22 protein-coding genes are annotated in these 22725 nt (G+C 43.8%); 8 read left to right on the plus strand and 14 right to left on the minus strand.

Features of this window, described 5'->3' with window-relative positions; all coding sequences use genetic code 11:
* The first annotated feature begins 104 nt into the window (after nt 1-104).
* The 3 genes from glcD (at nt 105) to AR337_RS19660 (ending at nt 3201) form a co-directional block, all read left to right on the plus strand.
* A complete protein-coding gene (gene glcD / locus AR337_RS19650; RefSeq protein ID WP_059173751.1) occupies nt 105-1529 on the plus strand; it encodes a glycolate oxidase subunit GlcD in 1425 nt (474 codons plus the stop codon).
* Nucleotides 1526-2866 carry a (Fe-S)-binding protein gene (locus AR337_RS19655; protein WP_059173752.1) on the plus strand — a complete coding sequence of 447 codons (1341 nt, stop codon included), beginning with the start codon at nt 1526-1528 and terminating at the stop codon, nt 2864-2866. Before glcD ends, AR337_RS19655 begins: the two co-directional genes overlap by 4 nt.
* Nucleotides 2867-3000: 134 nt before the next feature.
* Nucleotides 3001-3201, plus strand: a complete 201-nt coding sequence (locus tag AR337_RS19660; protein ID WP_059173753.1) for an alpha/beta-type small acid-soluble spore protein — start codon at nt 3001-3003, stop codon at nt 3199-3201.
* Between the two features lie 28 nt (nt 3202-3229).
* On the opposite strand, the gene AR337_RS19665 is transcribed toward AR337_RS19660, so the two are convergent.
* The 4 genes from AR337_RS19665 to AR337_RS19680 all read right to left on the minus strand — a co-directional run bounded on the left by AR337_RS19665 (nt 3230) and on the right by AR337_RS19680 (nt 8467).
* Complete coding sequence (locus AR337_RS19665; RefSeq protein WP_059173754.1) at nt 3230-4483, minus strand: anti-sigma factor domain-containing protein; 1254 nt, start codon at nt 4481-4483, stop codon at nt 3230-3232.
* On the minus strand, nt 4480-5235 hold the full coding sequence (sigI, locus tag AR337_RS19670; RefSeq protein ID WP_253701994.1) for an RNA polymerase sigma factor SigI: 756 nt from the start codon (nt 5233-5235) through the stop codon (nt 4480-4482). Before sigI ends, AR337_RS19665 begins: the two co-directional genes overlap by 4 nt.
* Before the next feature lie 346 nt (nt 5236-5581).
* Nucleotides 5582-6661 carry a DUF5667 domain-containing protein gene (locus AR337_RS19675; protein WP_059173756.1) on the minus strand — a complete coding sequence of 360 codons (1080 nt, stop codon included), beginning with the start codon at nt 6659-6661 and terminating at the stop codon, nt 5582-5584.
* A gap of 225 nt (nt 6662-6886) precedes the next feature.
* Nucleotides 6887-8467: a peptide chain release factor 3 gene (locus tag AR337_RS19680; protein WP_059173757.1), complete on the minus strand. Its 1581-nt coding sequence runs from the start codon at nt 8465-8467 to the stop codon at nt 6887-6889.
* Nucleotides 8468-8941: 474 nt separating this feature from the next.
* Between AR337_RS19680 and AR337_RS19685 the strand changes: the two genes are divergently transcribed.
* Together AR337_RS19685 and AR337_RS19690 are read left to right on the plus strand one after the other, a co-directional pair.
* Nucleotides 8942-10681, plus strand: coding sequence for an AAA family ATPase (locus AR337_RS19685; protein ID WP_059173930.1), 1740 nt, complete (start codon nt 8942-8944; stop codon nt 10679-10681).
* 127 nt (nt 10682-10808) lie between these two features.
* Complete coding sequence (locus AR337_RS19690) at nt 10809-11231, plus strand: YkvA family protein (RefSeq protein ID WP_059173758.1); 423 nt, start codon at nt 10809-10811, stop codon at nt 11229-11231.
* Nucleotides 11232-11256: 25 nt separating this feature from the next.
* On the opposite strand, the gene AR337_RS19695 is transcribed toward AR337_RS19690, so the two are convergent.
* From AR337_RS19695 to AR337_RS19725, 9 genes are all read right to left on the minus strand, one after another.
* Nucleotides 11257-11814 carry a cell wall hydrolase gene (locus AR337_RS19695; RefSeq protein ID WP_059173759.1) on the minus strand — a complete coding sequence of 186 codons (558 nt, stop codon included), beginning with the start codon at nt 11812-11814 and terminating at the stop codon, nt 11257-11259.
* A 200-nt stretch (nt 11815-12014) separates the two neighbouring features.
* Nucleotides 12015-12884, minus strand: a complete 870-nt coding sequence (locus AR337_RS19700) for a carbohydrate ABC transporter permease (RefSeq protein WP_059173760.1) — start codon at nt 12882-12884, stop codon at nt 12015-12017.
* A complete protein-coding gene (locus tag AR337_RS19705; RefSeq protein WP_301335734.1) occupies nt 12885-13892 on the minus strand; it encodes a carbohydrate ABC transporter permease in 1008 nt (335 codons plus the stop codon).
* A gap of 86 nt (nt 13893-13978) precedes the next feature.
* On the minus strand, nt 13979-15271 hold the full coding sequence (locus AR337_RS19710; RefSeq protein ID WP_059173761.1) for an ABC transporter substrate-binding protein: 1293 nt from the start codon (nt 15269-15271) through the stop codon (nt 13979-13981).
* A 418-nt stretch (nt 15272-15689) separates the two neighbouring features.
* Nucleotides 15690-15824, minus strand: coding sequence for a YjcZ family sporulation protein (locus AR337_RS22905; protein ID WP_082687081.1), 135 nt, complete (start codon nt 15822-15824; stop codon nt 15690-15692).
* Nucleotides 15825-15842: 18 nt separating this feature from the next.
* Nucleotides 15843-15950, minus strand: coding sequence for a YjcZ family sporulation protein (locus AR337_RS22910; RefSeq protein WP_082687082.1), 108 nt, complete (start codon nt 15948-15950; stop codon nt 15843-15845).
* Nucleotides 15951-16205: 255 nt separating this feature from the next.
* Nucleotides 16206-17237, minus strand: a complete 1032-nt coding sequence (ytvI, locus tag AR337_RS19715) for a sporulation integral membrane protein YtvI (RefSeq protein WP_059173762.1) — start codon at nt 17235-17237, stop codon at nt 16206-16208.
* A 182-nt stretch (nt 17238-17419) separates the two neighbouring features.
* Nucleotides 17420-20056, minus strand: coding sequence for a cyanophycin synthetase (gene cphA, locus AR337_RS19720; RefSeq protein ID WP_059173763.1), 2637 nt, complete (start codon nt 20054-20056; stop codon nt 17420-17422).
* 3 nt (nt 20057-20059) lie between these two features.
* Entirely contained in the window at nt 20060-20863 is an 804-nt protein-coding gene (locus AR337_RS19725) for a cyanophycinase (protein WP_253701996.1), read from the minus strand.
* A gap of 210 nt (nt 20864-21073) precedes the next feature.
* On the opposite strand from AR337_RS19725, the gene AR337_RS19730 reads away from it, so the two are divergent.
* Nucleotides 21074-21292, plus strand: coding sequence for a hypothetical protein (locus AR337_RS19730; RefSeq protein WP_059173765.1), 219 nt, complete (start codon nt 21074-21076; stop codon nt 21290-21292).
* Between the two features lie 79 nt (nt 21293-21371).
* Nucleotides 21372-21605 carry a hypothetical protein gene (locus AR337_RS23880; RefSeq protein WP_059173766.1) on the plus strand — a complete coding sequence of 78 codons (234 nt, stop codon included), beginning with the start codon at nt 21372-21374 and terminating at the stop codon, nt 21603-21605.
* On the opposite strand, the gene AR337_RS24115 is transcribed toward AR337_RS23880, so the two are convergent.
* The gene (locus AR337_RS24115) at nt 21555-21668 is read right to left on the minus strand and encodes a hypothetical protein (protein WP_367576270.1); all 114 of its coding nucleotides are present in this window, start codon (nt 21666-21668) and stop codon (nt 21555-21557) included. The genes AR337_RS23880 and AR337_RS24115 overlap by 51 nt on opposite strands.
* A gap of 707 nt (nt 21669-22375) precedes the next feature.
* On the opposite strand from AR337_RS24115, the gene AR337_RS19740 reads away from it, so the two are divergent.
* Nucleotides 22376-22675, plus strand: coding sequence for a hypothetical protein (locus AR337_RS19740; protein ID WP_156424479.1), 300 nt, complete (start codon nt 22376-22378; stop codon nt 22673-22675).
* The last annotated feature ends 50 nt before the right edge of the window (nt 22676-22725 follow it).

Raw genomic sequence — 22725 nt, forward strand, 5'->3', positions numbered from 1 at the left:
TTTAGATATACATACATAGCAGGTTGATGGGTGTTTTTTTATAATGGACTTATACCAATTTTTTCAGCGCTCAGTTGCTTTACAAAGGGATTGGAGGAATGAACATGCTGGCTCAAACGATTAGTAACGAGGTAAAAAGGAAGTTCATCGACATTGTTTCCGACGAAAATTATGAGGATTCGCAAACGAGCCGTCTCGTCTATTCCTATGACGCGACGCCGAATTTCCAGGCTTTGCCGGAAGCGGTCATTAGCCCTAGAAATACCCATGAAGTTTCTGAGGTTCTAAAAATTTGCAATGAGTACGGAATCCCTGTTGTGCCGAGGGGATCGGGTACCAATCTTTGCGGAGGGACTTGCCCTATTGAGGGAGGGATTGTCCTCCTGTTTAAACATATGAATAAGATTTTAGAAATTGATGAAGCCAATTTGACGATTACGGTCCAGCCCGGTGTTGTGACTAGCCAAATTATCCAAGCTGTGGAAGCGAAGGGGCTCTTTTATCCGCCGGATCCGGGTTCAATGAAAATCTCGACCATCGGAGGAAATATTAACGAAAATGCCGGGGGGCTGCGCGGCCTGAAATATGGCGTTACAAGGGATTATGTGATTGGTTTGGAGGCAGTGCTCCCAAATGGCGATACTATCCGGACGGGCGGAAAGCTTGCAAAAGATGTCGCTGGCTATGATTTCACCCGCTTGTTTGTCGGATCGGAAGGAACGCTTTGCATCATAACAGAAGCAATCCTTAAGCTTCTTCCACTTCCGGAAACGAAAAAAACGGGGCTTGCGCTTTTTGGGGATCTTGAATCAGCAGCCAGGGCAGTTTCGAAAATCATCGCCAATAAAATCATCCCGGCTACTCTTGAATTCCTGGACAATGCAACGATACGGGTTGTTGAGGATTATGTGAAAATCGGCCTTCCCATTCATGCGGAAGCTGTCCTTTTGATTGAACAGGATGGCCCACCGGAAATCGTTGAGCGGGATATGGAAAAAATAATGAAAATCTGCCTAGAGGAAAAGGCATTTTCCGTTGAAGTTGCGAAAACGGAGGTTGAAGCCGAGGCACTAAGGATGGCAAGGAGGACAGCTTTGTCCGCTTTGGCAAGACTTGCGCCGACCACGATACTTGAAGACGCGACAGTCCCCCGTTCTGAAATTGCCAAAATGGTTAAATCCATTACGGAAATAGCGGGAAAATACAATCTTAAGATTTGTACCTTCGGCCATGCCGGAGATGGCAACCTTCATCCCACCTGTCCAACCGATATCCGAAACAAAGAAGAAATGGCTCGTGTAGAAAAAGCATTTGAAGAAATTTTCGCGAGGGCCATCGAGCTTGGCGGGACAATAACAGGTGAGCACGGTGTAGGCATCATGAAGGCTCCTTACCTAGAGATGAAGCTGGGGAAGGAAGGAGTTGCGGCAATGAGGGCAGTTAAGGCAGCGCTCGACCCGAACAATATCATGAACCCCGGGAAAATTTTTGCGAATGACAACAGGAAACGGGTGGTGGTTTCAAAATGACTTCGGTACAGGAACGTGAAGCTATCCAGCAGCAGTTCAAAGAACGGATGGACGAAGATGAATTATTGAATTGCATGAGATGCGGTTTCTGCCTGCCAAGCTGCCCGACCTACATTGAATCGGGCTTTCAGGAAACCCACTCACCAAGGGGCCGCATCGCATTGATGAAGGCGGTTGCCGATGGGCTGATTGAGCCCGGCGAGGACTTTGAACGTTCACTGGATTTATGCCTTGGGTGCAGGGCGTGTGAGACGGTCTGTCCTTCAGGTGTAAGGTATGGTTCGCTCCTTGAGGAGGCCCGCGATATCATTTCCAGCAACAAAACCTACTCCTTTGGGGTTAATGTCGCCCGCAAAGCTGCTTTTAAAGGGCTGTTTCCCCACCAGGACAGAATGCGGTCCGTTGCCGGGTTGATTGGCTTTTACCAGCGGTCCGGCCTCCAAACAGCCGTCAGGAAGCTTGGGTTTATAAACCTCTTTCCGGAAAGCCTGGCTTCCATGGAAAAAATACTTCCAGACGTACCGCCGATGAAGGAGCTTAAAAACAGGCCGGAGTACATGCCCGCAATAGGAAAGCGGACAATGCGGGTTGCCTTTTTTAGAGGCTGCCTGATGGACACCATGTTCCTTGAAACAAATAATGCAACATTAAAGCTTCTTCAACTGGCAGGCTGTGAGGTCGTCATACCCAATAGCCAGGCATGCTGCGGTGCTCTTCACGGCCATTATGGTGAAAAAAATTCCGCAAAGGAAATGGCAAAAAAGAACATTGAAGCATTTGAAGGAACAGGAGCCGACTATATCATCTCCAATGCAGGGGGATGCGGCGGATTCCTGATCGATTATGGCCATTTACTTCAAAATGATAAAGATTGGCGAACAAGGGCAGAAATATTTTCCTCTAAGATTAAGGATCTTTCAGAAGTTCTTATTGAAGCAGGTTTCCTCGGGAAAGTGGATTTGGAACTGCCATCTCAAGTTGTCACCTACCAGGATTCCTGTCATTTGCTGAATGCCATGAAAACAGCCTCCGCTCCAAGAACTTTATTAATGGCAATCAAAGGGGCGGAATACAGAGAAATGGCTGAGGCAGACCGTTGCTGCGGTTCAGCAGGCATTTACAATATTATTGAGTCAGAGATGTCAATGAAGGTCCTGGATTATAAAATGGAAAAAGCAAAAGATACACATGCCGCCGCTATTGTAACAGCCAATCCAGGCTGCCTCCTTCAGATGAAACTCGGGATTGAACGAGAAGGATTAACAAAATCGATGAGGGCGACACATATTGCGGACTTCCTTCTGGATGCTGTAAAACACAGCTTGCCGGAAAGGTAAGATGTATTTAGGTAATATTCCTTTCTTTATCTTTGCCAATTGGGAAAAGAATTACCACTCATAAAACACAACCCGCCTTCAAAAACTACCCTTACAGAGAAGAAATCTCTGATGTTAGCGAAGGAGTGAGAATCATGGCAAGAAACAGCAATAAGCTACTTGTTCCAGGCGTAGAACAATTCCTTGACCAGGTCAAATATGAAATAGCCCAGGAGTTTGGCGTTCAGCTGGGTTCAGATACGGTATCACGGGCGAATGGATCTGTTGGCGGGGAAATCACAAAACGCCTTGTTCGCCAGGCACAGGCTCAAATGACCGGGCAAAACAATCAATAACAATCGAATAACATGGAAAAAAGTCCGGCTATTTGCCGGACTTCCCTTTTTCTTTTTGATTTGAGTCTGATTTATTTCCATCCTTGTTCCCATTATTGCTTTTGCCCTTATTCTCGGATTTCTTTTCATTGTTGTTGGGATTTCCTTTATTTTCGACAGGTTTTGGTCCCTTACTCTGGGGACTTGGTTTTTGTTCGCTTTTCCCTTTTTCGTTATTCTTCTCTTTTGGACCTCCCCGCTTTTTTTCCTGGTCACCACCTTTTGCATCTTTACCCTTTTTTCCAGGATTGTTTTCCTTGTCGTCCCCGAGATTATTTCCTTGGCCATTTCCGTGCCCGTTATTTTTCTTATCTTTATTTTTCTCTTTATTGTTTTTCCCGTTTTCTTTATTATCGGTTTTTTCCTTTTGGCCAGGTTTATCTTTACCGGATTCGGATTTTGGCTTTTTACCTTCATTCCCTTTACTTTCCTTGTTTGCAGGGTCGGCATTCAGTTCCTTTTTGGCCTGGCCCGGAGGGGTGTTTTTCTTTCCTTCCTTGCTCGGAACCGCAGACGGAACTGGAACAACTTGAGGAACATCCTGTATTACCGGCTTTGTTTCAACCGTTTTCGTTGTTTCTACCCCCGCCTTGTATATACCAGTAGTCACCCCGCGTTTCCGGGCCTCCTTCAGGTCTTTGGCAGAGCCATTAATAACTGTTACTTCATGGTTTTCCTTCTTTGCTGTAGCGGATATTTCCTTTATTGTTTCATTTAGCTTTTTTTCAGCCTGTTTTTCTTCTTTATCGGTTTTTACCGCTGAAATAATAACGGTATTCGTTTCTGTAAAATAGCCCTGGCGGCCGATTTCAGAAAGAATGTTTTCCGCTACCGTGGATACATTTTCCTTTTCCCAATCCTTCAACCCAGATACGATTTTCTTGCCTGCCGAATTATAGGCGTTTAATTTCAGAACCTGCATTTTGTCATTGACGCCAAGCTCAATGCTTGGATTTACATCAATGGACATATAGGCATATACCTGATTGCTGCCCTGCAAAGGTATGAGTCCGGAAGCCATAATGATAATGGCTGCAGCTGCTGCAATCCAAGTCCTCTTCATCCCCGCGAGTTTGCCAAATACAAATCCCTTTTTATTATGGGATTGTAAAGCTGGTTCAAAAGTAATTTCTTCCCCGATTGAGTACACTTTTTCTTTTCTACGCGCCCTCAAAAATTCTCCCTCAGGGGTCAATAAGGTAAGAAACGACTCATCCATTTCCATAATGATACCTGTCCTCATGAATCAAGCACCCCTTTAATATAATCCTTCATATAAACATAATCACCGGACATTATCAGAGCCATTGCGATAATATATTTTCTATTCCGTTCCAGAGTCTTTCGGCTGACGTCCACCATTTCCTCCAATTGTTTCATGGGAAGCCGTTTCTTAACGAGCAAGCTCTCTCTTAATTCTTCATTTTCAGCAAGCATCCTGGCAGCCTGAATGGCATTTTTGCGTGCATCTGCATGCTTTGGGGCTTGTTCAACCAATTCCTGGAAGCTAAGTTCATAGTCCCGCAGGTGTTGCTGGAAACGAAGGATTTCCTCCCGCCTTAACTCTTCATCTGTTTTTTTACGATAATCGTCAAGGGATAATTCATTTTCAATCATTGCACCCCTGGAATCCGGCTCGCCCGTTTCTGTCTGATTTTCCAGGCTTACAGTCGGATTCTTTGCTTCCTTGCGTATATGGTCAATCACTCTGCGCTTTATAAGTACCTCTGCAAAGCTTAAAAGTGAGCTTCCCCGTTCGGGTGAATATTTTTGGATGGCTTCATTAAACGCTATAAGGCCTATGCTAAACTCATCGTCTGATTGAACGATATACCTCTTGCATACAACCGAAACAGTTTTTGCAATGAATGGCTTGTAAGCTTCAATCAGTTCATTATTCAGCTTCTTGTCGCCCTGCTGTATTAATCGAACAGACTCCTCAAGCGTCCGCTTCTTTTTTTTGGCTAAGAACAATAAGCTTAGCATAAACCTCACCTCTCTAATCCCCAATTATAGCATATGAGAGATGCCAAGTGGTTTAATTGGGAGAAAAGATAGCTTTTTAGAGCTATCTTTTCCAATGCTTCATGCTTATGGCTTTTTGTTTTTTGCTTTTTTCTTTTTATTTCGGTTCTTCACCACAAAAAGTGGTTTTAGCAAATATGTTGATTTGCGCTACAGGCACACGCTTTCCGCGGGGCGTCAGTGGAGCCTCCTCGGCGCTGGCGCCTGTGGGGTCTCCACCTTGCCGCTGCATCCCGCAGGAGTCGGTGCCCTCCGCTCCAATCAACATATAAGTTACGCATTTTAATCATAAACCAGCACTTATAGTGATGAACCTTTATTTCCCGCTTTTTCCATGTTCTGACTCAAGGCCTTTTTCTTTTTTAGCTGTTTTCACTTCAATTTTCGCTTCAACCTTGGCAGCTTTTTCAGCTTGCTTAATGTTCTTTACTTCCTGCTTCGCCTCGCTGCGGATTTGCTTTACCTGTTGGTTCGCCTGTTTGCGGACTTCTTTTACTTCCTGGTTTGCTTGCTTGCGAATTTCTTTTGCTTCCTTTTTGGCTTGCTTTACTTCCTGCTTTTTCTGTACTGCTGGTACTGCAGGAGTTGCAGGTACTGCTGGTTCGGCTTTTACCACTGGTTTTTCAACTACAGCCTCTTCCTTAACACTTATCTCGTCGTCAGTTGAAACATTCGTTTCAGTTTTCACTGTAGCCTTTTCATCCTCGTTTGCTGCTTCTTCTGCTTTTGCTGCCATTTTAGCAATAGTTTTATCAATGTTTTTTTGCAGGGCTGCTTTGGCAGTTGGATTCTTGACCTTTTCAAGAGCAGCTTTTAAAGCGATTATGTTATTGCGGACAAGGTCTTCCCCAGGTTCATCATTGTCTTCATTCTTATCAACAGCCTTTTCTTCCTCTGCTGGCTGATCCTTTACTGTTTCTTCACCTTCGGCCGGCTGTTTTGTTTCATCCGCGGATTTTGGCTCGTCCGATTTTGGTTCTTCCGTTTTTGTATCCTCGGATTTTGGCTCTTCTGCTTTTGCTTCATACTCGTTTAGGTAAGCAATTCCGTCCTTAAGTGTTTTAACAGCAAGGTCTTCTTTGCCTGCATTAAAGAGTTCTTCCGCTTCTGCAAGCCTTTCCGCCGCATAGCCGGCAAGAAGTTCGGCTTCCTTCTCTTTATCAAACGTAATGGCAAGCTTAATTTTTTCTAGAGCGATTTTAACAAAGTAGAAGAAGTCACCTGGGACCAAATCCGGTTTTTGCACATCTTCGTTTATCTGTACGTTAGCGGCAACTGTGGAATCTGCCTGTACTTGAGTATTCGCGGACGCGAGTGTTGGGGAAAAGGCGAATGTTCCTGCAAGGGCCATTGCCATTGCTGCTTTCCCAATTTTTTTCATTTCAATGTTTTTCATCGTTGTCACCTCATGGTAAGATTTGAGCGGCCGCTTTTCACTAAAGCTTACGCAAGAGGTAGATGCTTTTTTGAGGGTACACAAAAAAAGAATATAATAAACATAAAAATAGGGCCATAAACCAACATGGTTTATGGCCCTAAGAAATATGGTAGAGCGGCTTGAGAAAAGCGCGCCGTAAAGGGAAAACAAAGAGTGCCTTCGTTTTTTTAAAGAATGGACAACTTAATCATGCATATCCATCGGGTTATAAAGCTTCACTTCCGGATTTTTATCCTGGAACCAACGTAATGCAAACTCATTTTCAAACAGAAAAGCATATTTTCCGAAACGGTCTTTGACGAGCAGGCTCCTGGAGTTTGAAAGATTTTCGTTAACAGAATCACCTTCAACCCACCTTGCTACCTTGGAGCCAAGGCTCTCCATGATGACATCCGAATTGTATTCGTTCTTCATCCGATGTTCGAAAACCTCAAACTGGAGCTGGCCAACCGCGCCGAGCAGATATTCCTCCATCCTTGCCGTTTTGAAAAGCTGGATAGCCCCTTCCTGGACAAGCTGCTCAATCCCTTTATAGAAGGATTTCTGCTTCATTACGTTTTTCGCAGATACCTTCACGAACAATTCAGGCGTAAATTGAGGCAGTCGTTCAAACTGGAATTGATCTTTGCCAGATGTAATCGTATCGCCAATCTGGTAGGTACCCGTATCATAAAGGCCGATAATATCCCCGCTTACTGCTTCATCGACAGTACTACGCTCTTCAGCCATAAATGAGGTTGACTGGGAAAGCTTGATTTGTTTCCCAATCCTTGGCACATTCACACTCATCCCACGCTCGAATTTTCCGGAGCATACGCGGACAAAAGCTATCCTGTCACGATGCGCAGGATTCATATTCGCCTGGATTTTGAAAACAAATCCAGAAAAATTTTCTGAAAGCGGGTCGATTTCCCCAACCGAGGAATTACGCGGCTTTGGAGGCGGCGCGAATTCCAGATAAGATTCGAGGAATGTCTGGACTCCAAATGTCGTAAGCGCGCTCCCGAAAAAGACAGGCGTCAAGTTCCCCGCTGCAACACGCTCAGGGGAAAAATCGTTCCCAGCCTCATTCAGCAGTAATACTTCTTCGAGTGTCTGGTCATACAAACCCGTTTTCTTGATTGGGTGGTCACCCTCAATTTCGCCGTCATCATTCAATGGAATGAATCGATCTTCTTCATCGACCCTAAACTGCTCAATGCGGTTATTGAATCTGTCGTAAATTCCCAAGAATTCCTTTCCCATACCAATCGGCCAGTTCATCGGGTAGGATTCGATTCCAAGCACTTCCTCAAGCTCTGCCAAAAGCTCAAGCGGTGCTTTCCCCTGCCGGTCCAATTTGTTCATGAATGTGAAAATTGGGATCCCGCGCATCCGGCAGACCTTGAAAAGCTTCATTGTTTGCTCTTCAATCCCCTTTGCCGAGTCGATAATCATGACCGCGCTATCGACAGCCATCAGCGTCCTATACGTGTCTTCACTGAAATCCTGGTGGCCAGGGGTATCCAATATGTTAACCCTGAAACCGTCATAATCAAATTGCATTACACTCGATGTAACAGAAATTCCACGTTGTTTCTCAATTTCCATCCAGTCGCTAGTCGCGAACTTCCCTGTTTTTTTTGCCTTAACCGTTCCCGCGTCCCTGATTGCTCCTCCAAATAGAAGCAATTTTTCCGTCATCGTCGTCTTTCCCGCATCCGGGTGGGAAATGATTGCAAAAGTCCTTCTTGAGAGGACTTCATCTTTAAGATTCTTACCCATATTTGTATCCTCACTTTTGACAATTAGATTTTGTCCATAACTTTTATCTTATCGCTGCGCACTGAAGTTTGCAATCATGAATATTTTCCTTATCGTATCAAACGTTTAAAATAATCAAAAAAAGTTTTGTGTATTAATTTCCCCTCTAAAGAACATATTGCAATGAAGGAAATTTACAATATTTTTCTAACGGGTTAAATATGGCGGGAATGTGTCCGAAAAACCAGCTTTTTTTAAAAAAACTCACTCTCGGCTAACGCATTTTTTTCATAGGGTTAATCCTCCTAAAGTCCCTTCCATTCAATAAAGCAGGGATGTTTACTGTGTTAAACGACTCATAAATTCACTAGTTGTTCAAACCTCGACCAATTAATTTCCTGCAATTCCCAGAGGGGATAATTCTCATTCCCTATTTATTACAAATAGTATTTTCATATAATGGAGATAGACATAAAGGAGATGAGCATAGTGGATATGAGTAAAAAGACAATTAATAAATTCATACCGCTGATTACAGCAGTTATTATAGCAGCCGCGGGAATTACTTGGGCAATTCAGTCTACGGTGAAAGAAACCGTCATTCCGTTCTCTTCGATGGAAAAGAAAATCGCAGCGGAAAACGGCAAAATTGTATCTCTGGAAGAACGATCCGATGGAAGCCTAACATTAACTACAAGCGAGGGAAAATTCATGGCAAAAGTGCCTCCTAATAGCCAGATGGCGAATGATTTAGTATCCAAATACAACGTTGACTACAAATTTACAAACAGCAGCAAGTACGGAAAATGGATTATGGGCGGAGTAATCGTTTCAATGGCAGCCGTGGCATTTGCCTTACAGAAATCAAAAGGCGGCAACGGAATCGGCGTTTCGAACACAATGAAAAACAGCCTATCCAAAGCACGTCCACTCCCGGAAATCTCCCTTAAGGATGTAGGGGGCCTCGGCGATGAAATGAAGGAAGAAATACTCCAGACACTTTCTATTATAAAAGAACCCGAGCGGTCCTCAAAGCTTGGCATTAAGCCCCCAAAAGGAATCCTCCTATACGGGCCTCCAGGGACTGGAAAAACTTTGCTTGCACAGGCGATAGCAAAGGAGCTTGGCGCAAATTTCTTTTCTACGAGCGGTTCTGCCTTCAATGAACTGTTTGTCGGCATCGGTGCTTCCAGGGTGAGAAGCTTGTTCCAAAATGCAAGGAAGCAAACGCCGGCCGTTATCTTTATTGATGAAGTCGATGCCCTTGCCGGAAAACGCAAGGCGCTTGGAGGGGAAGAATCCGAAAAGACCCTTACCGAGCTTTTGGTCCAGCTGGATGGGGGACACTCAAACGAAGGTATATTATTCGTAGCGGCAACGAATCGGAAGGACATGCTTGATGACGCGTTCCTCCGTCCTGGCAGGATCGATTTTTCCTTCCAAGTACCGCTCCCTGACACGAAGGGCCGCAAGGAAATTATCAACATCCATACAAAGGGTAAAATGCTTGCTGATGATGTATTCGCATCCCTGGATGACCTTGCTGAAAGTACTTCGGGATTTTCAGGTGCCGACTTGAGCATGCTATTTGAAACAGCCAGCAGGCGCGCCGTCCGTAACGGCCAGGATGTAATTACCAAAGCGGATCTTGATCATGCGTTGGATCGAACAATCCTTGGGAGTACTTCCCGGGAGCTTCAGGATGCTGATACGAAACGCAGGGTCGCAATCCATGAAGCTGGCCATGCAATTGTAGCTGCGATTACCAAACCAGGTTCTGTTCGAAAAGCAACCATTATTCCTAGAGGAGAGGCACTTGGGTATGTTGCGCCAATCCCTAAAGAATTGCACCTCTCAACAACCAGCGACCTTCTAGACCGGATTGCAATGATTCTTGCCGGCGGGGTTGCAGAGAGAATGTTCCTTGGAGAGCACAGCATTGGGGTCAGCGGCGATGTTCAGCAGGCGAAGCGCATCATTGAGCAAATGGTCGATACAGGGATGCTACAGGAAGGATTCACGCTCACTTTCGTAAAGACTGAAAAGGAAACGAAAATGCAGGAGCTGTTCCAAAATGGACTCGAAAAGTCCGAGCTGATCATCCGTTCTAACCGCTTAGCTTATGAGAGGCTAGTCGAAGCACTTCTAAAAAAAGAAACACTTGAAGGTTCTGAAGTTGAAGACATCATCGCTTCCAGTAATAAAGCAATTGAAGAAGAATTCATCTTAGCTTAAAAAATAAGCCGGGAACCGATTATATCGGAGCCCGGCATTTTTTGTCTAATTCGAAAAAGTTTAAGCCTGTCCTTTCTGTGGAAAATAATATGAAGGTACAAACCTTTTTGAAGAAAGGAAGCTGCATATGGATAAGGACTATGAAGGCATTGGCAAAAAATATGAACAGAAGGCCCAAAAATATTACGACAATCCGAAAGAAACGGATTCCCTTCTAAAAAGGGCTTTCGGAAAGGCTGATAAAAACAAAAAGTCACTTGGCGACACCTGGCACAAGCTTCAGCTCCTATTCGAACTTGCGAGGGCATGGGCAAAAGGAGAATATAAGGAAGTTTCCAAAGGGACAATATTGGCGGTTATCGGAGCTATTATTTATTTTGTATCTCCAATTGATATAATCCCTGACTTTATTTTGGGCCTTGGCCTGGTAGACGACGCCGCGGTGCTCGCGTTTACGTGGAAACGGCTGTCGAAGGATATTGAAAATTTCAAAACCTGGAAAAACACCATAGAAATGCATGAAAATCAAAAACCCCTTGCTTCAAGATAACAAGGGGTTTTTGATTATACGGTATTTAACTCGCAAAAACATGCCTTCCTATTTTGGCGGTGACAGTCCTGGTACGGATCCACCTATCTCCTGCGGTTACGGGATTGTAGAAAAACAATGCATCTGTAACCTTTTTCTCTTTCGATACTGCTTCCTCTACTGCCTTCTTTGCTTCGGCGCCTGCTGGTTTGTTTATCTCTCCATTAGCGACAGGATCAAATTGCCTTTTCTGATAAATCACTTCTTTCACTGTATCAGGGAACTGGCCGTTATGAACCCTATTCAAAACGACCTCCGCTACGGCTACTTTCCCTTTGAACGGCTCACCCTTTGCTTCGGCATGAACAAGCCTTGCAAGGAGATCCTTTTCTTCATTTGATAAAACCGGACCTTTGACCGCTGCTTTCACGTTCTTCTTATTTTGAACAGGCTTTACAGCTGCAGCCGCCTTTTTTGGCTTAAACAGCTTTTCAACAGCCGGAATGCAATTTGGATCATTCTGTTTTTTTACTAACAGGCTGCCAGGCAGGCAATTAGGGAAGGCAATCATGAGCGATATGGCTGGCGTAAAAAACCATTTCATCTCCTCCAACTCCCTTCTTTTTGGCTCCCTATAAGGCTAACATTGTATGAAGGGCGAAACCAACCCCAAAATGTTGCCATGGAAAAAGAGACAACTTTTTCCGATTAAAAAGTTGGAACTTCTGCAGCTCGACCATTCATCCCATTTTGGTTTTTACATTGGCAATTAAAAAACCCGGTGCAACCGGGTTTTCCAACTCCTTATCCCTTCGTTCCGGAAGAAATATTGGCCCCTTCAATAAAATAGCGCTGAAAGAAGAAGAATAACAAAACAACGGGCAAAAGGACGGTTACAGACATGGACATCAAATAATGCCATTGTGTCTGGACGGTACCCTTAAATGTCTGCAAGCCAATTTGTAATGTATACATACTCTCATCGTTAATGTACAGAAGCGGGCCAAGCAAATCGTTCCAAGCCCCGTTAAAGGAGAATATTGCGACTGCCATCAAAGCCGGCTTGGTCAAAGGAATCATGATATGCCACCAAATTTGCAAATGGTTGGCTCCATCAAGCACTGCCGCCTCGATCAGCGAGTTCGGGATGGTCATCATGAACTGCCGAAGCAGGAAGATAAAAAATGCGCTGCCGAGGAATGCGGGGACGATTAAAGGTAAGTACGTATTCACCCAACCCAGTTTGGAAAACAGGATATACTGGGGGACCATTGTAACAAACCCTGGAATAAGCATCGTTGAAAGGACGATGACAAACAATGCATTGCGTCCCTTGAACCGTATTTTTGCAAAAGAATAGGCTACGAGAGAATTTATAAGGACGCTGCCAATCGTACCTATTACTGCGATGAATGCTGTGTTCATTGCCCAGCGCGTGAAAGGCGCTGTCTGCCACGCTTTTAAATAATTTTCAAATTTAAATTCCTTAGGAAAAAAGGTGGGAGGGTATTGAGCAATCTCCGCTGGTGTTTTAAGGGATGTAGAGATCATCCACCAAAGCGGCGACAGGATAATCAAACTGCCTGCCAGCAGAATCAGGGTAATCGCCCAAGCCTTAACCTTTTCCTTGAATTTTTTCTTCTCATAAAACTTTGGAGCCGTGTACGTACTCATTTATTTTTCTCCCCCCTCATAATGGACCCAACGTTTGCCAATCTTCAAATTCAGCACTGTCAGGACCATGACGATGATGAAAAGAATCCAAGCCATCGCTGAAGCATAGCCCATATCGAAAACCTTGAAGGCATTGTTCCACATATGGAGGTTATAGAATAGCAGCGAGTTTGCCGGTGCTCCGCTTCCGTTTTCCGTCATTACGTAGGCTTCCTGGAAGATTTGGAATGCTCCAATTGTACTTGTAATGATGTCAAAGAAGATGATCGGGGAAATCATTGGAAGAGTGATGTTGAAGAACTTTTGGAGGCTGCTTGCCCCTTCAATATCGGCCGCTTCATACATTTCACTTGATACCCCCTGCAGGCTTGCAAGGTATAGCAGCATTCCACCGCCTACTGCCCACATTTTCATCAGGATTAAAGCGGGCTTGGTCCATTCCGGATCAAATAGCCACGCAGGGCCATCGATGCCAAACCAACCGAGGAAGGTGTTCACCAGCCCAGTTGATGGGCTTAATAGCTGCATCCATAAAAAATATACCGCTACCCCCGACAATATCGCCGGCAAATAATAAATAGTACGAAAAATCTTCATTCCGAGGATTTTCTGGTTTAAAAGAACTGCGATTAAAATAGCCCCTATAGTTGTGAGCGGCACGGAAAAAACAACGTAATAAAGAGTATTCCATAAGGATGTCCAAAAAAGATCGTCGATCGTAAACATTCTTACAAAGTTATCAAAACCAATAAAGTTCATTTTTGAAGTAATATTGTAATCGGTAAAGCTGGCCGCAAGGGAAAACAGAAGCGGCCCAAGCGTCAAGCAGAGAAAGCCGATAATCCAAGGGCTAATAAATAGATAACCCCATATGTTTTCCTTCGAGGACCTGGATATCCGCTGCCTTGGAGACTTCTGACGCGAAGTTTCCAAAGGCATTGAATTACTGATTCGCAGCTTATCATCTTCTGATGACAAAGAAATATTCGATGATTGAAGCGGCTTCATTCCACTTCCCCCTTTTCCGGTATGATTGAAAAGAGAAAGGACAGCACCGCCATCCCTTCTCTCGAGCATATTTTATATCAAAACGCTTATTTTTTTATTTTCTTTACATCCGCTTCTGCTCTTTCAAGTGCTTTCTCAGGGCTGAGCTTTCCGGTAAAGACCTTATCTATATGCGGATTGATCCTGTTCTGAAAATCAGGGTATTCAACAGGTACCGGGTAGAGATTTGTTTCCTCAAGGTTTTCCACGGTCAAATCGTATACTTCCTTGGCTTGTCCATCAAGCGACTCAGAAACGGCAGTAGCACCTTCAATGTTGGCGACGTTATCATAGTTCTTTTCTCCCCAATATTTTTGTGCTTCCTTTCCTGTCAGGTATTTAATGAACTCGACTGCTTCCTTTGGATGTTTGGAGCCCTTTGGCACCTCTACAACAAAGCCTCCGCCATCCGCCCAATGTCCACTGTTCTCATCATAGGCCGGAATCTTGGCAACACCGAATTCCAGGTCCTTACCATAATCCCGGATTTGAGTGTAAAAAGTACCGACATCAATCATCATTGCCACCTTACCTGAAATGAAAGGATTGGCTTGTTCACTTCCGAATTCAGCCTTGAATGCCTGAACGTTTTTTTCGCCATACCGATCCTGCCAGGAAAGCAGCCATTTAAGCGCGTCGAGCTTTTTAGGTGTATTCATTTCCAGCTTTCCATCATGGATGAATCCTTTGCCGCCATCCGCACTTGACATCCACGCAGAAGGCCCAGTATTTCCCCATAATGGGTAAAAACCGAATCGCTCATATTTATTTCCATTTTTAAGGTCAAGTTTTTTTGCGTATTCTTCTAATTCCGCCCATGTTTGCGGTGGTTTATTTGGATCCAGCCCAACTTCTTTGAATGCTTTTTTATTATAGAATAATAGCCTCGTGTCTGTATTAAATGGAACTGCGTAAGGCTTCCCTTTATATTCGACTGTTTCCCATAAATGCGGATAGAATTGGTCCTTAAATGAGCCGTCAAGGTATTTGCTTAAATCCTCTACCTGTTTATTCTCCGCGCGCTGGGCAACCGTGTTGATATCATTTACTATGACATCAGCAGGATTCCCTGCGGCCACCGAAGCAAGGTTTTTAGTCCAAATATCTCCCCACGGCAAAAAGGTATGCTTTACCTCAATTTTATCCTGGGAATCATTGAAATCTTTAACAATTTTTTCGATAATCGGCCTGCGGGTTTCAGATCCCCAAAACGTCCAGAAGTTAAGAACCACTTTACCGTCTTGCTGCTTCGTATCAGCTGAGCTTTCCTCCCCGCTGCAACCAGCCAGAGCCGCAATTACCAAAAGAATACATAAAAACCCAAAAACAACCTTCCTCATATTCTCCTCCTGTAAATCTATATAATTTTAGGCACTATATCTTTTTACCCATGTTCTTAATGTCGAAACTTATTTTGTGAAACGAATTGGGTTTTCGGCATCTGTTTGTTAATACTTGCATGAAAAGGACTAGTTTCATGAGGAGAAGCTGCTGAAAAGGAACGAGCTTCTATCGTGGATGCTAGTTAAAAAAGCATGAGTGCAATAATAAGAAAAATAGCATATGCGCCTGCGCTCAAGAATAAACCGCTGCGAGACAAGCAAAGATCGCTGTCTCTGATGTATATCCTCGGAAGCGTTCCTTTGTGTCCCTGCGGCGATTTTTTTAAAGAGCTTTCCTTAGTGGTCAGACCCAAGCCAGAAAATTCCCTAATGAATACAAAAAAGCTGAACCATGGGTCCAGCCTTTTGCTGCCAACTAGCACCTGAAGCAGGCAGCGCCAACTATAATCAACAGGATAAACAGGACGACGATTAGGGCGAAACCGCCGTGTCCATAGCCGCCAACTCCATAACCGCCGCAGCCATATCCGTATCCACCGTATCCGTACATAATAGAACCTCCTTTAAATTAATAGAAACCTCCGTACCCCCAGGAAGCCCCGATTATAACCAACAAGATGAACAACACTACCAGAAGGGCGAAACCGCCGCCGTATCCGCAAGCTCCTCCAGACATTCACATTACCTCCTTTAGTTAAGTCCATATATCCTATTCAGCATTGGGAAAATGTGCAATAGGCCCAGGCTGCAATTTTTATAAATGGGCGCGGCACAACAAAATGCCAGGGTTCACCTAGCCGGCCTTATTATGGCCAATAGAAATCTACCCCTCATACTTAGGGCAAACATTTTACAGAACAACCATTCACATGCCAAGGATTTTATAGTTCCAAAACGACAAAAGGAACCTCGCCAAAGGTTCCTTTTTATCTTATATTTTAAAATTCATTTTGATGACGTTGACTTTAATGAGCGCGTCAATCATGATAACAATCGCTGGCCCGGCGAACAGGCCAATAAAACCAATAAGCTTGAAGCCGATGTAGAGGCTTGCAAGTGACGCAAGCGGTGAGATTCCCAGGCTGGTCGCGTAAACTTTTGGCTCCACTGTTCTCCTGATGATAGTAATCGCGACGAACAGGACAATTAATCCTATCCCAAGAAATTGCTTATCCTGGATTAATGAAAAAACAGCCCAAGGCACAAGGAAAGATCCAGTTCCGAGAATTGGCAGTATGTCCACAATTACAATCAAAACTGAAAGCAAAGCGGCGTATTTCACCCTTAGGAGAAGCAAACCAATAAAAGCAAGCATGTAGGTGAGGAGGCTAAGGATGATTTGGGCTTTTATGAATCCAACTCCCGCCTTTGTCAGCTGGTTTAGGACAATGGATACCTTTCTCTTTGTACCTTCTGTTAAATGCGATTTGATTGAAGCCTTAATATCAGGGAGTTCAAGGCTGATTAAAAATAACGCAACAAGGTAAATGAGAAACTCGATGAGAAATCCCGGTATGGACGTCAAGAAACCAATTAAAGCTTGAATAATTTCATGTACAAACCGATCCAATGCGTATACAGTATTGTCAATTGTATTTTCCACAGAAATTATGACATCAGGCGGAAGTGTTTTTGAATAGGCTTTCCACTTTTTGATTAGCGGTTTGATGCCAGTTGCATATAAATCTCTGACAAATGTCGGTGTTTTCTCGGACAAGTTTATGACCTGCTGGAATAGGATCAGAAAAAGATTGTATCCGATAACCAAAATGCCCAGCAGGAATGTAATAAAAGCCGCGATCACAGATTTTACCCTGTTCAATTTCAATTTCCTTTGGAAATAGCCAACCAAGCCTTCAAGGAATGTCGCGGTTACCAACGCGAAGATAAGCGGCAAGCTATAAGGTATAAAAAAGATAAACAGCAGGGCAAGCCCTGCGAAGATAATCCACTTTTTCCACATTCTACTTCTCTCCCGGGAACTTTTAAGCACAGATTGCGCATTACCTAATTATAGCCTGTAAGTATGGCCATTGCGAAACATTTGTCGAAAAAAATGTAAAACGTCTAGCTCTCTCCTTATTAAGGAGTCTTCCAGTACTGCAAAAAAGGGGCGCCATGTTATACCTGCTGCCCCTTTTTCCTTTAGATAATTTTCCTTGCCAGGACATTTCCCTGGGCACTAACGAATGAAAAGAACTCGTTCACAACTGAGTATTTTTCATATAAGAAAATCAAGGTATCTCCTTCAGCCGACCGATTCCACGCTTCCTGGTATGCTTTGAGCTCCTCTGGAACGATGGAAATCCGCTTTCCGCTGTTACCTTTTTCTTTAATGGCTGCCGCCTGCATGATCGTCGCTGTTTCATATGGCGCCCTCCCCCTCAGGTCTTCGTCTTCCCGAATAATTAACCGGTCCGCATTCCTGACGGAAATTTTAGCCATTTCACGGATTTCGTGATCCTGCCTGTCTCCTGGAGCGGAAATGACGCTAATGGTCTTTCCAGTCTTAAAATGGCGGACAGTATCAAAAAATGCATTCATACCGGCAATATTATGGGCATAATCAACGATGATTTTCCTGCCTTCCAGTTCGAATGTATTAAACCTACCCTTTGATTGCTCACTATTAGGCTTGAAGGTCAAGGCCTTTTCCTTTAAAACTTCAAAAGGAACACCTTGTACATGGGCCGCAGCAAGTGCCTGAAGCAGATTTGAAATATTATGCCTTGCCTTTCCTTCAATTGTAACAGGGATATCTTTCGCAGGGAGGAGCCTATTTCCAATCCCGCTTTCGATGCAGTGAATCCAATTATCTTCATCTAAATACCATACTGTCCAACCCTTTTCCGCTGCTTCCTGGATATGATGGTTTGTGTAAAAAAGGCTTGTAAAAACAACATTGCCCCTAGTATGTCCAGCCATTTGGACGACTTCTGGATCATCAGCATTCAGGATACAGTACCCATTTTCCTTTACCACCTCAGGAATCAGCCTTTTTAATTTTACAAGCTGGCTGAATTCATCGATACCATCAAGGCCCAGATGGTCCTCGGATACATTCGTGACAATTCCCACATCGCATTGCCTAAAGGCAAGTCCCTCACGAAGGATTCCTCCCCTTGCAGTTTCAAGCACTGCGGCATCCACTTCTGGGTTTGAAAGGATTTTCCTAGCACTGATTGGACCGCTGCAATCCCCTTCATCAATTGTCTTATCGCCAATATAGACACCATCGGAATTCGTCATCCCAACTGTATATCCATCCCTCTCAAGGAAATACTTGATCATCCTGGTTGTAGTCGTTTTACCGTTCGTCCCAGTCACAGAAATGATTGGAATGGATGCTTCTTCGCTCGTTTTAAAGAGATAATCGACAATCGCCTTTCCGACATCGCGCTGCTTCCCTTTTGCAGGATAATGGTGCATTCTGATTCCAGGCGCCGCATTCACTTCAATTATCGCAGCAGTTTTCCTATTAAGTTCTGCTGAGATATCCTTGCAAATAAAATCGACACCCGCAATATCCAAACCAATTGCCTTTGCTGCTGTTATGGCCATCTCCCTTACTATTGGATGCACCTCATCCGTAACATCAATAGCCTGTCCTCCCGTGGAAAGATTGGCATTGCCCACTACCTGGACAATCCGTCCAGGTTCCGGAATTGAATCGAGAGTCAACCCGGATTTTTCAAGGTAGCAGGAAACAATCGGATTCAATGGAATTTTGGACATTGGTTTTTCATGTCCATCTCCCCTTAGCGGATTTTTGTTTTCTTCCTCAATCAATGTCCTGATGGAATCTTTTCCATTTCCAATTACAAAAGGGGCAATCCTCATGCTCGCTGCGATTAAACCGCCATCTACAATAAGAAGCCTATAATCATGCCCCTCATAATATCTTTCAACGATAAAGCTGCTTTCAGGGTTGTCCATGTAATGGAGAATGTTGAATAGCTCTTCTCTGTTTTTAATATTGGTATAGACTCCCCGTCCCTGGTTTCCATTCAACGGCTTGATTACAAGAGGAAAGCCTATTCGTTCCGCAGCTTCAAAAACTTCCTCTGCTGATGCAGCTGTCTCACCTTCCGGTACAGGCACTCCGGCTCCGGCGAGGATCGTTTTCGTTACCTGCTTGTCGCAGGCGTTTTCCACTGCCATGTAGGAGGTTTGGCTTGTGATTGTTGCCTGCACATACTTTTGCTTTGAACCTGTACCTAGCCTTACAAGGCTGTCATGTCCTACCCGTTCAACAGGGATTCTTTTTTCAAAAGCGGCATTGTATATAGCTTCCGTGCTCGGGCCAAGTTTATGTTCATAATAAAGGTTTTCAATTTTATCTATATAAGGCTTGGAATCCACTGCTTTCTCGCCTGAAAGAATCCTTTCAACTATTTCCTTTGCGGCTTCGAAAGCGTATAAGCCAGATTTAGGTTCGCGATAGTCATACGTAACAAAATATATCCCCTTTTTGTTGCTTGTCAGTGTTTTTCCTCTTCTGACCTTTATTCCAGCGAGATATTGAAGCTCAAGTGCCATATGTTCAAGGATATGGCCCATCCATGTCCCTTCCTTTAGCCTTTCAACGAAACCGCCAGGATAGCCAAGTGAACAAGTATGATCCTTCAAGCTCGGTATGGTTTCCAATAATGCTTCAGAAAAACCAGGGAGCTCGTTGGAAGGGCTGAATTCCAATTCTTCAAGATCCAGCTCGATCCACATTGTTGGTTTGTAACTAAAGTAGTTTGGCCCCTTTAAGTACCGCACGCGGTTCAACTTCATGGTTTACTCCCCTTTAATTAATAGTTTTCTGTTTTTAAAATCAAATGTGTAGCCGTGTGTCAATGTATGAAGCTTGAAGTTCGAGAGCGTTAATTCCTCGCTCCCTTCCTCGTTTTTCGTAACCTCGACAAAACTATTTTCCTTTCCATCGAGGATCAGTACCTGATGTTCGCCAATTACTTCAAATTGATTTCCTTGTACAAAGATCGCGGTATTCTCATCTATGCCAATTCCCATTAAATCAGGGTTCCCCGCGATTGCACCTAAAAGCCTGTCAAAGCGGGAACGCTGCGAAAAATGCTGATCAATTAACATATTTGACATAAACCCAAATCCTTTATCCATTTCAACTTGAAGGATTTCGTCGGAATCCTTGGTCAAGGCATTTACAATCATATGCTTACCCATAATGGAAGCGCCTGCGCTTGTGCCCCCCAAAACCATCCCTTGTTCCCATTTATCAAAAAGTAATTTGTGCAGCTTTGTGCCCGTTATCATTTGTGTTAATCGGCTTTGATCCCCGCCTGTTATGTACAGAGCGGAAAGGCCTTCGACATCGTTTAGGATTTGCGGGTCCCCGGCCTTTTCCCGGGAATCGACATCTATGGTTATAGGGTCTTTTTCCCCCAGATTTTTAAATACTTCTTTATATTCATTGCCTACTTCGACAGGAATTTTCGTTGCGGTGGTCAAAATCCCGATTCTGCCTTCATTCTGGAGCGAGAGTTCAACGAATTTTTTTAGGATGGTGACGCCGCTGTATTTTTCTTCCGCGCCGCCAATAATCAATAAAGGGCCTTTTGTCACAAACATCACCTGTCCGGTTAAATTATAAGAATATACAATAACGTTTATTTACCCATTTATTCCTTTTTTAAACGAAATCCGTAAAAAGGTATATGTGTGAAAAGTTAAAAATATAGCTGTATTTTTAAAAATAGTTATCGGAATGTTCGCTTACTGTGCTGTTTTAGCAGGTCCTGAAAAAGGGTATACCAAGAAAAGAGGTGATAATCGATGGAACGCAAGGATAAAAAGAAACATGCTTCCCTTCAGCAGGGCAACCGTGACAACCCCGAACAGTATCCGACAGACAAGGAGAGCCTCTTTGACAAATTCGAGAGCGAGATGAATATGGATCCGATTCCACTGGAGGATTTAAAGATGGAACAACAGGAAGAGAAGGCGAAACACCACACAAAAAATGATTCTTCAAGTGAAAGAAAATACAATTAAGGGTTTTAATTAGTTCAACAATATTATTGCTGTATACCTGAACATTTTTCCAAGAAGTCAACGATATGAAGGGATTATGATGGATTGGGATAAAGAAATAGACAAAAGCAATTCGTTGGAACAGGAACAAAAAATCAATCAGGAAAAGACATTGAACCTCAACGCGATCCCGTTAAACCACAAGAGGAACAGCGGGAAGAAAAGTAACACCGAAATCATAGAAGCATCTGCCTGGCTTAAGAGCCAGGCAATCCCTTTCACACTAATTACGGTATTCAAGATAGCTTTTATTCCTAATTCCGGATCTTTTTAGATTGAAACGGACCTCCACATCAATATCCCCTTGGCTAAACACTTCATCCCAATTCTTCTCCACTCTTTTAAAATCATGAGGATGTTTCCTTTATCGCTCCTCCCCAAAACCAAAAATATCGGATTTGAACTTTTTTGCGCATTCTTTATGGCCCCTTCAAGCTCTTTTTTTACATTGCTGCAAGCTTCTCCACCTTTTGGAAAGTTTTAACCTCAGTGAAATTTAACAGGTATTGAGTTCCTTCAACATAGCCGGAGGCGTGTATTTGCATCTTTAACTTTGTTCACCTTCCTTCAAGGCGGGCTCTCTTTCGTGATTTATTGTTTTAGACAAATACGGTGATAAACTTATTGTCCTTGTAAGGAAATGTTATGGATGTTTGGCGCAATTCATTCTAAGTCCACAAAAAATCCCTGATGCTTTTCATATCATAATCCCTCGAAGCCTATCTCCTTGAATACAGCAAGGGAATCGGAAATGACCATTGCGTCAACCCTCGCATTTTATCCAAAAGGTTCCTTAATAGGGTTATTTCACTTTTAATGGGCTAATTAAGATTCTAAATAAAACGAACTAATAGTGCAGCATCCCATTGGCCATGAATTTTTTTGTTAATTTCCCACCCTTTCTCAAGCGCTCTCTTATAGTCAGCCTACAGGCTCCTATCACAAATAAATCCCCAAAATCATAAACTATCTTGGATGAAAATAAAGGAGGAAATTGTATGGAAAACAGGCAAATGTTTGGAGCTCCCCATGGCGGGGGAGGGTATGGGGGATTCCCTGGTTATGGAGGATATGGCGGTTATCCTGGACATCATGGTTATGGAGGGTATGGCGGTTATCCTGGGTATCATGGATATGGAGGGTACGGTGGTTATCCTGGATATCATGGATATGGAGGGTACGGCGGTCACCCAGGATACGGAGGATATCCGGGACACCATTATGGGCATGACCACCATCATGGACATCACGGACATCACCACGGGCATCACCACGGCTATGGGGGATATCCTGGAGGATTCGGAGGCCACAGGCAGCAGGAATAAAATGCCCATTTTACATTAGCCGAAGCACGCTTTCATCCTTAAAAACAGGCAAAAAGCCTGACTCACTTT

The organism is Bacillus sp. FJAT-27445 (genome assembly GCF_001510665.1).
Taxonomy (GTDB): domain Bacteria; phylum Bacillota; class Bacilli; order Bacillales; family Cytobacillaceae; genus Bacillus_D.

Excerpts from the sequence above, each read along its gene's own strand:
- AR337_RS19685 (WP_059173930.1), top strand. The coding sequence starts at position 8,942 with ATGAGTAAAAAGACAATTAATAAATTCATACCGCTGATTACAGCAGTT.
- AR337_RS19705 (WP_301335734.1), bottom strand. The coding sequence starts at position 13,892 with ATGAAGCCGCTTCAATCATCGAATATTTCTTTGTCATCAGAAGATGAT.
- AR337_RS19655 (WP_059173752.1), top strand. The coding sequence starts at position 1,526 with ATGACTTCGGTACAGGAACGTGAAGCTATCCAGCAGCAGTTCAAAGAA.
- AR337_RS22910 (WP_082687082.1), bottom strand. The coding sequence starts at position 15,950 with ATGTCTGGAGGAGCTTGCGGATACGGCGGCGGTTTCGCCCTTCTGGTA.
- AR337_RS19675 (WP_059173756.1), bottom strand. The coding sequence starts at position 6,661 with ATGAAAAACATTGAAATGAAAAAAATTGGGAAAGCAGCAATGGCAATG.
- AR337_RS19680 (WP_059173757.1), bottom strand. The coding sequence starts at position 8,467 with ATGGGTAAGAATCTTAAAGATGAAGTCCTCTCAAGAAGGACTTTTGCA.
- AR337_RS19700 (WP_059173760.1), bottom strand. The coding sequence starts at position 12,884 with ATGAGTACGTACACGGCTCCAAAGTTTTATGAGAAGAAAAAATTCAAG.
- AR337_RS22905 (WP_082687081.1), bottom strand. The coding sequence starts at position 15,824 with ATGTACGGATACGGTGGATACGGATATGGCTGCGGCGGTTATGGAGTT.
- AR337_RS19660 (WP_059173753.1), top strand. The coding sequence starts at position 3,001 with ATGGCAAGAAACAGCAATAAGCTACTTGTTCCAGGCGTAGAACAATTC.
- AR337_RS19695 (WP_059173759.1), bottom strand. The coding sequence starts at position 11,814 with ATGAAATGGTTTTTTACGCCAGCCATATCGCTCATGATTGCCTTCCCT.
- AR337_RS19710 (WP_059173761.1), bottom strand. The coding sequence starts at position 15,271 with ATGAGGAAGGTTGTTTTTGGGTTTTTATGTATTCTTTTGGTAATTGCG.
- glcD (WP_059173751.1), top strand. The coding sequence starts at position 105 with ATGCTGGCTCAAACGATTAGTAACGAGGTAAAAAGGAAGTTCATCGAC.
- AR337_RS19665 (WP_059173754.1), bottom strand. The coding sequence starts at position 4,483 with ATGAGGACAGGTATCATTATGGAAATGGATGAGTCGTTTCTTACCTTA.
- AR337_RS19690 (WP_059173758.1), top strand. The coding sequence starts at position 10,809 with ATGGATAAGGACTATGAAGGCATTGGCAAAAAATATGAACAGAAGGCC.
- cphA (WP_059173763.1), bottom strand. The coding sequence starts at position 20,056 with ATGAAGTTGAACCGCGTGCGGTACTTAAAGGGGCCAAACTACTTTAGT.
- AR337_RS19730 (WP_059173765.1), top strand. The coding sequence starts at position 21,074 with ATGGAACGCAAGGATAAAAAGAAACATGCTTCCCTTCAGCAGGGCAAC.
- ytvI (WP_059173762.1), bottom strand. The coding sequence starts at position 17,237 with ATGTGGAAAAAGTGGATTATCTTCGCAGGGCTTGCCCTGCTGTTTATC.
- AR337_RS23880 (WP_059173766.1), top strand. The coding sequence starts at position 21,372 with ATGGATTGGGATAAAGAAATAGACAAAAGCAATTCGTTGGAACAGGAA.
- AR337_RS19740 (WP_156424479.1), top strand. The coding sequence starts at position 22,376 with ATGGGGGATTCCCTGGTTATGGAGGATATGGCGGTTATCCTGGACATC.